This is a genomic window from Nocardioides sp. BGA-UO-ETr-FS32, from assembly GCF_059567905.1.
This window is the reverse complement of record NZ_JCAQOX010000016.1, coordinates 375,067-389,971: the sequence shown is the minus strand read 5'-3', so window position 1 is coordinate 389,971 and position 14,905 is coordinate 375,067. Positions and strand designations below refer to the sequence as shown.

Annotated in this window: 13 protein-coding genes; 8 read left to right on the top strand and 5 right to left on the bottom strand. The window is 72.5% G+C overall.

Features of this window, described 5'->3' with window-relative positions; genetic code table 11:
* Positions 1-4 precede the first annotated feature (4 nt).
* Positions 5-640 carry a trimeric intracellular cation channel family protein gene (locus AC57BS_RS19430; protein ID WP_496413091.1) on the bottom strand — a complete coding sequence of 212 codons (636 nt, stop codon included), beginning with the start codon at positions 638-640 and terminating at the stop codon, positions 5-7.
* A 107-nt stretch (positions 641-747) separates the two neighbouring features.
* On the opposite strand from AC57BS_RS19430, the gene sepH reads away from it, so the two are divergent.
* Together sepH and AC57BS_RS19420 are read left to right on the top strand one after the other, a co-directional pair.
* Positions 748-1,710 carry a septation protein SepH gene (sepH, locus tag AC57BS_RS19425; protein ID WP_496413090.1) on the top strand — a complete coding sequence of 321 codons (963 nt, stop codon included), beginning with the start codon at positions 748-750 and terminating at the stop codon, positions 1,708-1,710.
* 4 nt (positions 1,711-1,714) lie between these two features.
* Positions 1,715-2,551 carry an MOSC domain-containing protein gene (locus AC57BS_RS19420; protein ID WP_496413089.1) on the top strand — a complete coding sequence of 279 codons (837 nt, stop codon included), beginning with the start codon at positions 1,715-1,717 and terminating at the stop codon, positions 2,549-2,551.
* Here the strand turns inward: AC57BS_RS19420 and AC57BS_RS19415 are convergent, their stop codons facing one another.
* The gene (locus AC57BS_RS19415; protein WP_496413088.1) at positions 2,552-3,379 is read right to left on the bottom strand and encodes a sulfurtransferase; all 828 of its coding nucleotides are present in this window, start codon (positions 3,377-3,379) and stop codon (positions 2,552-2,554) included.
* 55 nt (positions 3,380-3,434) lie between these two features.
* Between AC57BS_RS19415 and AC57BS_RS19410 the strand changes: the two genes are divergently transcribed.
* Positions 3,435-4,097 (top strand): thymidine kinase, encoded by a 663-nt coding sequence (locus AC57BS_RS19410; protein WP_496413087.1) that lies wholly within the window; start codon positions 3,435-3,437, stop codon positions 4,095-4,097.
* A gap of 15 nt (positions 4,098-4,112) precedes the next feature.
* Here the strand turns inward: AC57BS_RS19410 and AC57BS_RS19405 are convergent, their stop codons facing one another.
* Genes AC57BS_RS19405 through AC57BS_RS19395 form a run of 3 tightly spaced genes read right to left on the bottom strand, consistent with a single transcriptional unit; the run spans position 4,113 to position 8,590 of the window.
* Positions 4,113-5,252, bottom strand: coding sequence for an alkaline phosphatase family protein (locus tag AC57BS_RS19405; protein ID WP_496413086.1), 1,140 nt, complete (start codon positions 5,250-5,252; stop codon positions 4,113-4,115).
* A gap of 9 nt (positions 5,253-5,261) precedes the next feature.
* A complete protein-coding gene (locus tag AC57BS_RS19400) occupies positions 5,262-5,843 on the bottom strand; it encodes a DUF5998 family protein (protein WP_496413085.1) in 582 nt (193 codons plus the stop codon).
* 23 nt (positions 5,844-5,866) lie between these two features.
* Positions 5,867-8,590, bottom strand: coding sequence for a bifunctional acetate--CoA ligase family protein/GNAT family N-acetyltransferase (locus AC57BS_RS19395; protein ID WP_496413084.1), 2,724 nt, complete (start codon positions 8,588-8,590; stop codon positions 5,867-5,869).
* Positions 8,591-8,810: 220 nt separating this feature from the next.
* Here AC57BS_RS19395 and AC57BS_RS19390 point away from each other — a divergent pair, with 220 nt between their 5' ends.
* From AC57BS_RS19390 to AC57BS_RS19370, 5 genes are all read left to right on the top strand, one after another.
* Positions 8,811-9,260, top strand: coding sequence for a GIY-YIG nuclease family protein (locus AC57BS_RS19390; RefSeq protein WP_496413083.1), 450 nt, complete (start codon positions 8,811-8,813; stop codon positions 9,258-9,260).
* A 108-nt stretch (positions 9,261-9,368) separates the two neighbouring features.
* A complete protein-coding gene (locus AC57BS_RS19385) occupies positions 9,369-11,858 on the top strand; it encodes a DNA gyrase/topoisomerase IV subunit A (protein ID WP_496413082.1) in 2,490 nt (829 codons plus the stop codon).
* Between the two features lie 4 nt (positions 11,859-11,862).
* Positions 11,863-12,576, top strand: coding sequence for an LppX_LprAFG lipoprotein (locus AC57BS_RS19380; protein ID WP_496413081.1), 714 nt, complete (start codon positions 11,863-11,865; stop codon positions 12,574-12,576).
* On the top strand, positions 12,573-14,339 hold the full coding sequence (locus AC57BS_RS19375; protein WP_496413080.1) for an MFS transporter: 1,767 nt from the start codon (positions 12,573-12,575) through the stop codon (positions 14,337-14,339). The genes AC57BS_RS19380 and AC57BS_RS19375 overlap by 4 nt, the downstream gene beginning before the upstream one ends.
* Before the next feature lie 19 nt (positions 14,340-14,358).
* Positions 14,359-14,853: a beta-class carbonic anhydrase gene (locus tag AC57BS_RS19370; RefSeq protein WP_496413079.1), complete on the top strand. Its 495-nt coding sequence runs from the start codon at positions 14,359-14,361 to the stop codon at positions 14,851-14,853.
* The last annotated feature ends 52 nt before the right edge of the window (positions 14,854-14,905 follow it).

Here is a 14,905-nt window from a genome sequence, read left to right as displayed (position 1 = left end):
GGGGTCAGACGTTGGCGGGGCCCTTGGGCAGCGGCGCGCGCCAGCCCCGGACCATCGCCAGCAGACGCCACGCGAGGCACGTGGTGAAGCCCGCCGCGGCGACCACCTCGAGAGGGAGGTCGGTGCGGTCCAGGAGCACCGCGACGGCCGCGCCCGCGAGCGCCGGCGTGCCGTAGAGGACGCCCTCGAAGATCACCGGCACGCTGCCCGCCAGGACGTCGCGGATCATCCCGCCGCCGATGCCGGTGACCATGCCCATGAGTGCGGCGGGCAGCGGGTCGAGGCCGTAGTCGACGGCCTTGAGTGCTCCGGTCACGCAGAACAGGGCCAGCCCGAAGGCGTCCAGCAGGGCCACCGGCCGCTCGAGCCGCCCCACGGTGGGGTGGAAGACGAAGGTCAGCAGCCCGGCGGTGACCGGGACGAGGATGTAGCGCCAGTCCGCGAGGGCCGCGGGCGGTGTCGCGCCGATCAGGACGTCGCGGATGAACCCACCGCCCAGCCCCGTGACGCCACCGAGCACGAGCGCGGCGAAGATGTCGAGGTTCTTGCGGACCGCGACCAGCGCACCCGCGACCGCGAAGACGAAGATGCCGACGAGGTCGAGCACGACGAGCGTCGTCGCGAACTCCGTCTCGGGCACGACGGAAGCCTAAGGCGCGCCGCAGGCGTGACGGTCCCCGGGCATCCCGCTGGCGTAGGCTCGACGGGACCACCCGACCCCCGCAACCAGGCAGGAGCCCGCCGTCGATGGCCAAGCTGACGTTCACCGGACGCAGCGGGGACGGCAAGCGCCTGCTGCTGGTGGACGAGTCGGGCCAGGAGCACACCCTGGCGATCGACGCCCGGCTTCGCAGGGCCCTGTCGAGCACGCCCGAGAGCAACGGCCAGTTGGAGATCCCGATGGAATCAACCCTCCGCCCCCGCGACATCCAGATGCGCATCCGCGCGGGCGAGAGCCCCGAGGCGGTGGCGCACGCCGCCGGCACCTCGGTCGAGAAGATCATGCCGTTCGCCGCGCCCGTCCTGGCCGAGCGTGCCCACGTCGCCCAGCGCGCCCAGCTCGCCTCGATGCGCCGCCGCAGCGGCGAGTCCGGTGCCCGCACCCTCGGTGAGGCCGTCAGCGCCCACCTGCGCTCGCACAACGTCGACCCCGACAGCGTCGAGTGGGACTCCTGGCGTCGTGAGGACGGCCGCTGGACGCTCACGGCCCTGTACGACGTGGCCGGCCGGGTCGGCACCGCGACCTTCTCCCACGACCCGCGCGGCAGCTTCGTGACCGTCGACGACGAGGACGCCCGGTGGCTGGTCGGCGACGTCGCACCGCCCGCGCCCGACTCCTCCGTCCCTGCCTCCCCCGCGGCCGACGACCTCGCCGCCGCACGCCAGCGCCGGCTGAGCGCGGTGGGTGGCGACGTACCCCTCGACGACCTGCCCCTCGGTGACGACGCGATCGAGATGGTCTCCGACGACGAGTCGGCCACGGAGACCACGATGGAGCTCCCCGGTGCGGACCTGGGCACCGAGCAGCCGGTGGAGGCCTACCTCGACGAGCAGGACTCGGGCCGGGGCCAGGACGACACCTCGGAGGTGCCGCAGGAGCCGGCCGCGGAGGCTCCCGCCGACCCCAAGCCCAGGACCGCGAAGAAGCGTGGACGCGCCTCGGTGCCGAGCTGGGACGAGATCATGTTCGGTGGCGGCAAGAGCGACTGACGCCTTGCGCCTGCTCCAGATCGACATCCACCCGCTCAAGTCCGGCGCCATCCGCTCGATCCCGTCGACGACCGTGCAGCCGCGCGGGCTGGCCGACGACCGGTCCTGGATGCTCGTGGACGGTGGCGGGCGGCTCGTCTCGGCCCGCGAGGCACCCCGGCTGTTCACGGTCGTCGCGGACACCCCGGGCACCGACCCGACCGTCCCGGCGGGACTGCGCCTGCGCGCGCCGGGGATGCCCGACCTCCTGGTCGCGGTCCCCGACGGCGAGCCGGTCGACGTCCGGCTGTTCTCCCTCGACCTCCGTGCCCGGCCCGCCGGCACCGAGGCCGACGGGTGGCTGCGCGACGTGCTCGGCCGGGACGACGTACGCCTCGTCTGGTGCCACGACCCGTCGCGCCGCACCCTCCAGCCCGGGTTCTCCGAGCCGGGCGACCACACGGCGTTCGCCGACTCGTTCCCGGTGACGATCGCCTCGATCGCCTCCCTCCGGCAGCTCAACGACTGGATCGTCGAGCGGTCGCTCGAGCTCGGCGAGGAGCCGCCGGAGCCGCTGCCGGTCGAGCGTTTCCGCGCCAACCTGGTCGTCGACGGCGACGAGCCGTTCGGCGAGGACCGCTGGTCGCGCGTCGTGGTGGGTGGCGTCGCGTTCCGGGTCGGCAAGCCGGTCGGGCGCTGCATGATGGCCACCATCGATCCCGTGACGCTGACGTCCTCGAAGGAGCCGACCCGCACGCTGGCCCGCCACCGCCTTGTCGACGGCAAGACGCTCTTCGCGGTGCACCTGGTCCCGGAGGCCCCGGGGCGCATCAGCGTCGGCGACGAGGTCCGGGCGGAGTGATCACCCGGTCTCGACGGGCCGCTCAGGGTCGGTGACCCACTCGCTCCAGCTGCCGGGATAGAGCGCGGCCCGGATCCCGGCCAGCTCCATCGCGAGGACGTCGTGGGCGGCGGTCACGCCGGAGCCGCAGTAGGCGGCGACGGTGGTCGCCGAGTCGGCGCCCACCCGGGCGTACGCCTCGCGCAGCCGCTCCGGGGGCAGGAACCGCCCACGGTCGTCGAGGTTGGCCGTGGTCGGCACGTTGACCGCCCCGGGGACGTGGCCGGCGACGGGGTCCACCGGCTCGGTCTCACCGCGGAACCGCTCCGGCGCCCGCGCGTCGACGAGCACGTCGACCCCGAGGACCGCGTCGGGACCGACCGCGGGCATCTGCTTGGCCGGGGAGACGGTGAAGTCACCGGCCTCGGACCCCGTCTCCCCCGTCTCGACCGGGAGGCCCGCGTGGCGCCACGCCGTCCAGCCGCCGTCCAGCACGCGTACGTCGGGGTGGCCGTGGAAACGCAGCAGCCACCACGCCCGCGCAGCGGCCCGTCCCTGCCAGTCGTCGTAGACCACGACCGGACGGTCGGCGCGGACGCCGGCGCGCTGCATCGCCGCCTCGAACCGGGCCTCGTCGGGCAGCGGGTGGCGCCCGCCCGCGCCCGGCGGGTCGGCGAGGTCCTCGTCGAGGTCGACGTACGCCGCTCCCGGCACGTGGCCCGCCGCGTGCTCGCCGCGCCCGGCAGGTCCGCCCATGACGTAGCGCACGTCCAGGACGGTGACCCGGCCCAGCGCGGCGGCAAGCTGGTCGGGGCTGGTCAGGGGTCCTTCACCGAAGTCCTCGTCCACACGCGGCACGGTAGCGGTCGCTCCGGACGGTCCCTGTGACAGGATTCGCCGGGACATGGCTGAACTGCACTTCTTCACCGGCACGATGGACTCCGGCAAGTCGACGCTGGCGCTCCAGACCAACCACAACCACGCCGCCCGCGGACGCGTCGGCCGGATCTTCACCACCCACGACCGCTCCGGGGCGGCCGTCGTCTCGAGCCGGCTGGGCCTCACCCACGACGCGCTCGAGGTCGACGCCGACTTCGACTTCTGGAAGTACGTCGTCGACTCCCTGACCCGCGGCGGCCGGATCGACTACCTCATCTGCGACGAGGCCCAGTTCTACTCCGCCGAGCAGATCGACCAGCTCGCGAAGGTCGTCGACGAGCTCCAGATCGACGTCTTCGCCTTCGGCATCCTCACCGACTTCCGCTCGCTGCTCTTCCCCGGCAGCGCCCGGCTCGTCGAGCTCGCCGACCGGATGAACGTGCTCCAGGTCGAGGCGCTGTGCTGGTGCGGCAAGCGTGCCACCCACAACGCGCGCACCGAGAACGGCGCGATGGTCACCGACGGCGAGGTCATCGTCGTCGGCGACGTCGAGCTGGCCGACGAGCCGGCTGCAGGCCCCCACGACGTGGCCTACGAGGTGCTCTGCCGCCAGCACCACCGCCGCCGCCTCACCGCGGCGCGGGCCAAGGCGGTCAGCCTGGCGCCGGAGCCCCTGCCGTTCGGCTGAGAGCCGACCGGCCGGTCAGCCGACGAGGATGGGGATCAGCATCTCCGTCGACGTCAGCGAGCCGTGGAGCCCGACGAGGGTGTCCTCGTAGGCGAAGTCGCGGGTCGACATGATCGCGGTCTCGCCGTGGCAGGCGACCATCACGTCACCCAGCCGCGGCAGCACGCCGGGCTGCACCGCGCCGAACCAGCCACGGCCGATGGCGTCCTCCCGGGTGAGGACGGTGGCCCGCGCCCCGAGGACCTCGCGCCAGGTGGCGGCCACGTCGTCGACCGCCCCGGCGGCGCAGTAGAGGTGGCGGAAGCGGGCCTCCCCGCCCAGCAGGGCCACCCCGTCGCGCATCCCGTCGACCTCGTCGACGTCGACCCGCGCCTCACGCGGGCTGTCGACCATCCCGTGGTCGGCGACCACCAACAGGCGGGTGGAGGCGGGCAGCGCCTCGCGGAGCTGCTCGGCCTCCGCATCGACCATCGCGAGCTGCTGGAGCCACTGGGTCGAGGCGACGCCGAACTTGTGGCCGGTCCAGTCGAGGTCGGAGTCGTAGACGTAGGTCAGCGACGGCCGGTCGGCCGAGGCGCCCACGGTCGCCGCGATCCGCTCGCCGACGCGGTCGGCGCCGACGTACGTCGCCCCGCGCTGCGACGCGAGCGTGAGGCCGGAGCCGTCGAAGTCGCGCTTGTTGACCGAGGTGACGTGGACGCCGGCATGCGCGAGCCGCCCGAAGGCGGTCGGGTGCGGCTGCCACTCGAGGGGGTCGACGGTCTTGTCCCACCAGAGGTGGTTGAGCAGGCGGTCGGTGCCGGGGATCCGGGCGGTGAAGCCCACCAGGCCGTGCGCGCCCGGGACCAGGCCGGTGCCCAGCGAGGTCAGCGACGTCGCCGTCGTCGACGGGACCCCTGCGGTGCCGGTGGCGGCGCCGTCGAGGAGCGAGGAGAGGTACGGCGCCGCGTGGGCGTGGCGCGCGAGGAGCTCCGCCCCCATGCCGTCGACCAGGAAGACGACGTACGACGGGGCCGGGGGCAGCTCGAACCCTCCGGGGTGGCCCGCGAGGGGTGTGCCGAGCGCCCTCGCGACCGCCGGCACGACGTCGGCCAGCGAGCGCTCGCCGTAGGCCGGCAGGGTGAAGGACGCGGCGTCAGGACCGTTGTCGGTCACCGTCGGGGGTCAGCCGCGCGTGCGCGCCGAGAGCGCGTCGGAGAAGGCGAGCAGCCCGGCCACCGCGTCGGCGCCCTCGGCCGCTGCGGACACCCGCAGCGTGTAGTCGTCGCCCGCCAGGGTGCCGGTGTAGCCGTGGTCGGCGTCGCAGCCGGGGTCCGAGCAGGCAGCCGGCTCGAGGTCGAGCCGTCCCACCCCTCCCCAGCCGATCGTCAGCACGGCCTCGGCCGGCGGGGCGACCCCGGCCGTGGGGTTGGCCACCATCCGCGTGACGACCACGGTGCGGATCGAGGTGAGCGTGACCGCCTCGGTCGTGGTCGAGGTGTAGGGCTCGGGCAGCAGGTCGTCACCAGGGTGCTCGTCGGTGTGGGCGATCACCAGCCGGGTGGGCGTGAGCAGCAGCGCCGTCAGGTGCCGGCGCACCTCCTCGTGGTCGAACGTCGTCTCGTGGTGGACGAAGTAGGAGAGCACCTCCTCGCCGCCGGCGGCGGAGAAGACGCCGTCCGCGACGACCTCGGGGTAGTAGCCGGTGCGGTGGATCGCCTGACGGAGGTCGTGGGAGACGTCCGCGTCACGGGTGGAGCGGGGCATGACCTCAGTCTGTCACGCACGGCTCAGTCGGGCAGCGTGTCCCCGGGCATCGTGCTCAGCCGGCGTACGAACCAGTCCGAGCGCGGGTCCTTCACCGGCTCCACCCGTACGCTCGCGCCGAGCACCGTCGCGCCCTCGGCTCCGGCCAGTACGAGCGGCAGCTGGAGGGCCCGGACCTGCGGGAGGTCGTGCTGGAGCTGGGCCACCTGCCGCACCAGGCGTTCGATCTGGGCGACGTCCACGATCTCGCTGCCGCGGTAGCCGAAGAGCAGCGGGGACGCCTTGATCTCGCGCACCATGTCCTGGGCGTCGTGGTCGGCCAGCGGCGGGATCCGGAACGACCGGTCGCCCAGCAGCTCGGTGAGCGGACCGCCGATGCCGAAGGACAGGACCGGGCCGAAGAGCGGGTCCTCCATGGTCGCGATCGTCACCGGCACGCCCGGAGGCGCGTTGCGCTGCACGACGAAGCCGGCCCGGTCCGGGTCGGTGATGAGCGTGTTGAGCGAGGACCAGGCGTCCGCCATCTCCTCGGGCGTGTCGATGTTGCGCCACACGTGGGCCAGGTCGGGGCGGTCGCGGAGGTGGTCGGCCGTCGCCTTGAGCACCACGTCCCAGCCGAGGGCCTCGCCCGCCGCGGTCGCCTCGTCGAGCGACGCCACGGCGTAGGTGTCCCAGAGGTCGATGCCGTAGGCGCGCAGCAGCCGGTGCTGCTCGTCGAAGTCGAGGTCGCGGCCCTCGGGGTGGCGCATCAGCACCTCGTTGACCAGGTGACGGGCCGCGTCGAGGTCGTTGACCCCGGGCTCGACGACCACGGCCTGCGGCACCCGGACCCACACGGCGTACTCGACGACGTGCGCGAGCGCGCGCACGGCAGCCTCGACCGCCGGGTAGGACGGCACCGACCCGCGGCCCGCGCTCGACCCGGCCACGTCCGGCACGCGCAGCAGCTCGGGCACGCCCTCGGTGCCGAGGAAGGTCGACACCATCGGCTTGTCGGACTGCTCGCCGACGGCGGCGAGCACGTTGGCGACGTCCTCACGGGCTCCGGCGACGTTGAGCGGCGGGATGAAGATCGCGACCACGGCGTCGACCTCGGGGTCGTCGATCGCGGCGTCGAGGGCGTCCTCGAAGTCCTCGGCGGTCGCGTCGGCGCCGAGCGCCTCCTGCCGGTTGACGACGAGGCCGACCGAGTTGGCCGCGTCGGCGGCGAGCAGGCCGAGGGCGTCGGAGTTGCCGACGATGGCGACCCGGCGCCCGCGCGGCAGCGGCTGGTGGGCGAGGAGCTGCGCGACGTCGAACATCTCCTCCAGTGACTCGACCTGGATGATGCCGGCCTGGCGGAACATCGCGTCGACGGCCTCGCCAGGCGCCCCGATCTTGCGCACCGCGTGGCCCATCGGCACACCCTGCGAGCTGCGCCCCGACCGGACCGCGACGATGGGCTTGCGCCGGCTGACGCGACGGGCGATGCGGGAGAACTTGCGCGGGTTGCCGATCGACTCGAGGTAGAGCAGCACCACCTCAGTGGCGTCGTCCTCCTCCCAGTACTGGAGGAGGTCGTTGCCGGAGACGTCCGCGCGGTTGCCGGCGCTGACGAACGTGGTCAGGCCGAGCCCGCGGTTCTGGACCTTCTCCAGGATCGCCGAGCCGAGCGCGCCGGACTGGCAGAAGAAGCCCGCGCGGCCACGCGGCGGCATCACCGACGACAGGGAGGCGTTGAGCTGCACCTCGGGGTCGGTGTTGATGATGCCGAGGGCGTTGGGGCCGATCAGGCGCAGGCCGTAGGAGCGCGACAGGCCGACGAGGCGTCGCTGCCGCATCCGGCCCTCCTCGCCGGTCTCGGCGAAGCCGGACGAGATCACCACGAGGCCGTGGACGCCCTTGGCGGCGCAGTCGAGCACGACGTCCTGCACGGAGTCCGCCGGCACTGCGACGATCGCGACGTCGACGTCGCCGGGGATCTCCCCCACCGACTTCCACGCGGGCATGCCGGACACGGAGTCGGCGCTGGGGTTCACCACGTGGATGCGGCCGGTGAAGTTGCCGAGCACGAGGTGGCGCACGAGCGCCCGTCCGATGGTGTCCTGCCGGCGGCTGGCGCCGATGATCGCGACCGACTTGGGCGAGAAGAACCGCTCGATCGAGGCGTACTCGGCGCGGTGCTCGCGCTGCTCCATCACCCCGATGGCCGTGTCGGTCGGGTCGATGCGGAAGACCAGCTCCATCACGCCGTCCTCGAAGGCGCTCTTGACCTGGTAGCCGGCGTCCTTGAACGTGTGGATCATCGCCTGGTTGTCGGGGAGCACCTCCGCGACGAATTCCTCGATCCCCCGCTCGCGTCCCGCCTGGGCTAGGTGCTCGAGCAGCAGCTGGCCGATCCCCCGGCCCTGGTGCTTGTCCTCGACGAGGAACGCGACCTCGGCGTAGCCCGGCCTGATCGTGTCGTAGCGCCCGACCGCGATCATCTGCCCGGCCACGGTGAGGATCATCGCGACCCGGTCGCTGTGATCGACCTTGGTGAACCGGTCGAGGTCGCGCTCGGAGAGCTCGGGCATCGGCGAGAAGAAGCGGTAGTACTTCGACTGGTCGGAGACCCGGCTGTAGAACTCGACGAGCAGCTCGCGGTCCTCGGGCTGGATCGGCCGGATGTGGGCCGTACGCCCGTCCCGCAGCAGGACGTCCGCCTCCCAGTGCCGGGGCGCGGGCGTCACCCCCACCTCGTCCGTTGCCGCGTCCGCTTCGGTCACGACAGCAATGTATCGGCCCCCGTCGCAGGTCGAGTAGCCGAGCGAGCCGCCGCCATCGGTGGTCGAGTAGCCGAGCGAGGAACGAGCGAGGCGTATCGAGACCCCTCCCCCCAGCGGTGGTCGAGTAGCGGAGCGAGGAACGAGCGAGGCGTATCGAGACCCATCCACAGATGTGGTCGAGGTACTGCCACGCTGGCGCTGCGGACGCCACGCTGGATCGATGACCGCTTACGTCTACATGCTTCGCTGCGCCGACGGCTCGCTCTACGTGGGCAGCACGCGCGACCTGTTCTCGCGCCTCCACCAGCACCAGATCGGGCTCGGTGCGACGTACACCCGTGACCGACGACCGGTGGAGCTCGTCTGGCACGAGGAGCACGAGAACGTCGCGCTGGCTTTCTCCCGCGAGAAGCAGATCCAGAACTGGAGCCGGGTCAAGCGGCTGGCATTGATCGATGGGGACTACGAGGGCCTGCTCGCGCCGCCGACTCCGATAGCCAGGTCTCGATACACCCACTCGCTGGCGCTCGCGGGCACTCGACCACCGAGATCCCATCGGCGCTCGCGGGGACTCGACCACGGAGATCCCATCGGCGCTCACGCACTCGACCACCGAGATCCCATCGGCGCTCGCGGGGAATCGACCACGGTCCCATCGGTGGTCGAGTAGCCGAGCGAGGAACGAGCGAGGCGTATCGAGACCTCCCTACCGACGAGACCACCCTCCCTCGGCGTGCCCCCGGCCGCTGACGCGCCGGCACCGGGGAGAATGCGCCCCATGGCACGACGCACGAAGCAGGAGCCCCTCCCGGACGACTTCGAGGAGCACATCCTCGACACCGACATCCGCGACGAGATGCAGACGTCGTTCCTGGAGTACGCCTACTCGGTCATCTACTCCCGGGCGCTGCCCGACGCGCGCGACGGCCTCAAGCCGGTGCAGCGCCGCATCCTCTACACGATGGACGAGATGTCGCTGCGGCCCGACCGCGGGCACGTCAAGAGCGCCCGCGTCGTCGGCGAGGTGATGGGCCGGCTGCACCCGCACGGCGACGGTGCGATCTACGACGCCCTCGTACGGATGGCGCAGCCGTGGTCGATGCGGCTGCGGACCGTCGACGGGCACGGCAACTTCGGCTCGCCCGACGACTCCCCCGCCGCGATGCGCTACACCGAGTGCCGGATGGCGCCCGCCGCGGTGGCGATGACGGCGTCGATCGACGAGGACACCGTCGACTTCAAGCCCAACTACGACTCCCGCGAGATGGAGCCAGTGGTCCTGCCGGCCGCCATCCCGCACCTGCTGGTCAACGGCTCCGCCGGCATCGCGGTCGGCATGGCGACCAACATCGCCCCGCACAACCTCGTCGAGGTCGTCCAGGCCCTCAAGCACCTGATCACCCACCCCAAGGCCTCGCTGGACGACCTCATGCGGTTCATCCCGGGCCCCGACCTGCCGACCGGCGGCAAGATCGTCGGCCTCGACGGGATCCGCGACGCCTACGAGTCCGGTCGCGGCACGTTCAAGATGCGCGCCACGGCACGGATCGAGTCGGTGACCGCCCGCCGCAAGGGCATCGTCGTCACCGAGCTCCCCTACGGCGTCGGCACCGAGCGGGTGATGGAGCAGATCAAGAAGCTCGTGCTCGCCAAGAAGCTGCAGGGCATCTCCGACATCAAGGACCTCAGCGACCGCGAGCACGGCCTCCGGCTGGTCATCGAGGTCAAGAACGGCTTCGTCCCCGAGGCGATCCTCGAGCAGCTCTACCGCCAGACCGCCCTCGAGGACTCCTTCGGTATCAACGCCGTCGCCCTCGTCGACGGCCAGCCCCGCACTCTGGGCCTCAAGGAGATGCTCGACGTCTTCCTCGCGCATCGCTTCGACGTCGTACGCCGCCGGTCGACGTTCCGTCGCGCCAAGGCCGCCGACCGCCTGCACCTCGTCGACGGCCTCCTCATCGCGATCCTCGACATCGACGAGGTCATCCAGGTGATCCGCGGCTCGGACAACGCGGCCGCCGCCAAGGAGCGGCTCATCGAGATCTTCGAGCTCTCCGAGGTGCAGGCCGACTACATCCTCGACATGCCGCTGCGCCGGCTCACGAAGTTCTCCAAGCTCGAGCTCGAGAAGGAGAAGAGCGAGCTCGAGCGCACGATCGAGTACCTCGACGCGATCCTCGCCGACGAGAAGCTGCTCCGGAAGGTCGTCTCCGACGAGCTCACCGACGTCGCCAAGGAGCACGGCACGCCGCGGCGTACGGTCCTGCTCGGCGCCGCACCGGCCGTCACGGCCGCGACGTCGGTCGAGGTCGCGGACGACCCCTGCTTCGTGCTGCTGTCGTCGACCGGGCTGCTGGCCCGCACGAAGGACGTCCAGCTGCCCGGACGCGGTGGCGACCGCACCAACCACGACGTCACGGTCTCCGCCGTCCGCACGACCAAGCGCGGTGAGATCGGCGTGCTGACCAACCGGGGCCGCCTGGTCCGGCTCTCGGTCCTCGACCTCGGCAACGCGGAGCTCCCGTCGACCGCCAACGACCCGAACCTCCAGGGCACGCTCTCGCTGAGCGAGCTGATCGCCCTCGACAGCGGCGAGCGCGCCCTGGCGCTGACCTCGCTGGCCACCGAGGGCCCGGGCCTCGCGCTCGGCACCCGCGACGGCGTCGTCAAGCGGGTCAACCCCGAGGTGCTCAACCGCGACGAGTGGGAGGTCATCGGGCTCAAGGACGGCGACGAGGTCGTCGGTGCCGTCGAGCTCGTGACGGGCGAGGAGGAGCTCTGCTTCATCTCCTCCGACGCCCAGCTGCTCCACTTCAACGCGTCCGGCGTACGCCCCCAAGGCCGCTCCGGCGGCGGCATGGCCGGCATCAAGCTGGGCGCCGGGCAGCGGGTCGCGTTCTTCGGCGCCTTCGACCCCGACGAGGCCGTGGTGGTCACGGCGTCCGGTTCCTCGACCGCCCTGCCCGGCACGGAGGCCGGCGCCGTGAAGGTGACACCCTTCAGCGAGTACCCCGGCAAGGGCCGTGCGACCGGCGGCGTGCGCAGCCACCGCTTCCTCAAGGGCGAGGACACCCTCGTCACCGCCTGGGCCGGCCCCGGTCCCGCCCGCGCGGCCGCCGCCAGCGGTGCCCCCGTCGAGCTGCCCGAGGCCACCGGCCGCCGCGACGGCTCGGGGGTGCCCGCCCCGCAGCCCATCGCGGCAGTGGCGTCGCCGGTCGCCGCACAGGTGGCGGCGTCGTCGGATGCGCCCACCGCTGTGGAAGGCTGAGTCCATGCGCACCTCCGGACGTCTCGCCACGACCGCGGCGGCGGTCCTCCTGGCCCTCCCGCTGCTGGCCGCCTGCTCCGGCGGGGACGACGGTGGCAACGAGGCGGAGGAGGCGTCGCCCGAGGAGGTCCTCGCCGACGCCGCCACCACCCTGACCGAGACCAGCGGGGTCGCCCTGACGCTCTCGACGGACCAGCTCCCCGAGGGCGTCTCCGGCATCACCCGCGCGGTCGGCACCGTCACCAACGTGCCGGCCTTCGAGGGCTCGATCACGGTCGTGTTCGCCGGCCAGACCGTCGACGTCCCCGTGATCGCCGTCGACGACACGGTCTACGCCCGGCTCCCGTTCACCCCGGGCTACGACAAGGTCAACCCCAAGGAGTACGGCGCCCCCGACCCCTCCGGCCTGATCGGCGACGACGGCTTCGCCGGCCTGCTCGGCCTCACCGAGTCCGCCGAGGCCGGGGAGAGCGTGCGCGGCGGAGCCGACAACACCGAGATCCTCACCACCTACTCCGGCACCGTCCCGGGCGACGCGATGGACGCGATCATCCCGTCGTCGTCGGGCGACTCCTTCGACGTCGAGTGGCAGGTCAGCGACGACGGCGAGCTGCGCAAGGCGACCCTCACCGGCGTGTTCTACCCCCGGGCCGAGCCGATGACCTACACCGTCGACTTCGCCGACTACGGCACCGAGAAGGACATCACCGCGCCGTGAGCGCTCCCCCCGGAGTGGCGGAGGTGTCCCGCACCTCGCGCGTGCTCCTCGCGATGGCGGCGGTCGCCGTCGCGTTCGCAGCGGCCGACACGTACGTCGTGGTGCTCGCGCTGCCCGACATGATGACCGGCGTCGGCGTGCCGATCGACCAGCTCCAGCGGGCCGCGCCGATCGTCAGCGGCTTCCTGCTCGGCTACGTCGCGATGCTCCCGCTCATCGGCCGCATCGCCGACCTGCGCGGCCGGGTGCCCGTGCTGGTGATGGCGCTGGTCCTCTTCGCGCTCGGCTCGCTGATCACGACCGTTGCCTACGACATGCCCAGCATCGTCGCCGGCCGGTTCCTCCAGGGCGTCGGCGGCGGCGGCCTCGTGCCCGCCACCCTCGCGCTCGTCGCCGACCTCTACCCGGTCGAGCGCAGGGGCGTACCCCTCGGCGTCGTCTCGGCCGTCCAGGAGATCGGCTCCGTGCTCGGCCCCCTCTTCGGCGCCGCCGTCCTCGCGTTCTCCGACTGGCGCGCGATCTTCGCCATCAACCTCGCCGTGGGCCTCGTCCTCGCCGCCGCGATCCGCGCCGTCGCTCCTCGCGGCGAGGAGCGCGTACGCCGACGACCGGACGTGGTCGGGATGCTGCTCGCGCTCGCGACCTTCGCGAGCGCGGCGATCGTGTTCCTGCGCCCGGCCGGGCTCATGCGCGACCTCACCTGGGGCCAGCTGTTCATCCCCTTCGCCGGCGACGGTCGCTGGCTGACGCCGATCGGGGCGATCACCACGGGCGCGCTGGTGCTGCTCGTCGCCTGGTGCTGGTTCGCGCCACGCCCGCTCCTCGACCTCCGCGGCTGGAGCCGGGTCCTGGTCGAGGCCGACCTGGCCGGCGCCCTCCTCCTCGCCGCGGCGCTGGGCGGCGTCATCCTCGCCTTCGCCACCGCCGACCCCAAGATCGAGGTCTTTTCGCCCCGCGGTCGGTGGTACCTCCTCGGCGCCGCCGTCGCCGCACTCGCCTTCGCCTGGCACGTACGCCGCGCCGCCAACCCGCTGGTCCCTCGCGGCGCGCTGCGTCGTACGCCGGCCTGGGGCGCGCTGCTCGTCAGCTTCTTCGTCGGCGCCGCACTCATCGCCGCCCTCATCGACATCCCGCTCTTCGCGCGCACGACGGTCTATCCCGACGACCAGCTGCCCGCTGCGCTCGTCCTCGTACGCTTCCTGATCGCACTGCCGGTCGGAGCGGTCGCAGGCGGCTACCTGATCCGCTCCTTCTCCCCCGGCCTCGTCACCGCCGTCGGCATGCTGATGGCGGCGACCGGGTTCGTCCTGATGACACGGTGGGGGCTCACCACGATCGAGGAGCCGATCGCCAACGTGGCGCTCGTCACCGGCGGCCTCGGCTTCGGGCTCGCCCTCGCCCCGGTCAACGCCGCCCTCCTCGCATTCACCGACGACGACGTGCACGGGGTCGCGAGCGCCTTCGTGGTGGTCTCGCGCATGGTGGGGATGCTCGTCGGCATCTCGGCGCTGACCACCATCGGCCTGCGCCGCTACTACTCCGAGCAGCTCGCGGTCCCGCCCGTGCAGGAGGTCTGCGACGGCAAGAGCCGCTGCAAGGAGTTCTCCGACCTGCTGCGCGTCGCCGGGATCGCCCAGGAGCACGCGGTCTTCTGGGGTGCCGCGGGCTGTGCCGTGGTCGCCGCCGTGCTGGCGCTCGTGCTGTTCCGCCAGGTGAAGCCGACCCGTCTGGCTGCGCGAGACGTCTTCACCGGCGGCGCCTGAGGGGCGCTAACCTGCGGGCGTGAGCGACTTCGACGACCTGTTGGCGGCCAACCGCGACTTCGCGGACTCCTTCGACCTCGGCGGCTTCGACGGCAAGGCCCACGCCGGCATCGCCCTGGTGACCTGCATGGACTCGCGCATCGACCCGCTGGGCATGCTCGGGCTCAAGCACGGCGACGCCAAGATCTTCCGCAACCCGGGCGCCCGCGTGACCCCGCAGGCGCTCGAGGCCCTCGTCCTCGGCGTGCACCTGCTCAACGTGCAGCGCGTCCTCGTCGTCCCGCACACCCGCTGTGCGATGGCCTCTGCCTCTGAGACCGACCTCCGTGCCCGCGTGGGCGAGTCCGCCGGCGTCGACGCGAGCTGGCAGTCCTTCGGGGTGGTCACCGACCAGCTCGACCAGCTGCGCCAGGACGTCGCCAAGGTGCGTACGCACCCGCTCATCGGCGAGCGCGCCAAGGTCGGCGGGTTCCTCTACGACGTCGACTCGGGCCTGCTCACCCAGCACGCCTGACTCGTCGCCGGCTACCAGCCGGATGGTCGGGGCCGTAGTCCGTGCGCCGAGC

What these genes read in the sequence shown, in the direction of transcription:
- AC57BS_RS19400 (WP_496413085.1), bottom strand. Translation starts at nt 5,843, where the DNA reads ATGCCCCGCTCCACCCGTGACGCGGACGTCTCCCACGACCTCCGTCAG.
- sepH (WP_496413090.1), top strand. Translation starts at nt 748, where the DNA reads ATGGCCAAGCTGACGTTCACCGGACGCAGCGGGGACGGCAAGCGCCTG.
- AC57BS_RS19410 (WP_496413087.1), top strand. Translation starts at nt 3,435, where the DNA reads ATGGCTGAACTGCACTTCTTCACCGGCACGATGGACTCCGGCAAGTCG.
- AC57BS_RS19380 (WP_496413081.1), top strand. Translation starts at nt 11,863, where the DNA reads ATGCGCACCTCCGGACGTCTCGCCACGACCGCGGCGGCGGTCCTCCTG.
- AC57BS_RS19385 (WP_496413082.1), top strand. Translation starts at nt 9,369, where the DNA reads ATGGCACGACGCACGAAGCAGGAGCCCCTCCCGGACGACTTCGAGGAG.
- AC57BS_RS19390 (WP_496413083.1), top strand. Translation starts at nt 8,811, where the DNA reads ATGACCGCTTACGTCTACATGCTTCGCTGCGCCGACGGCTCGCTCTAC.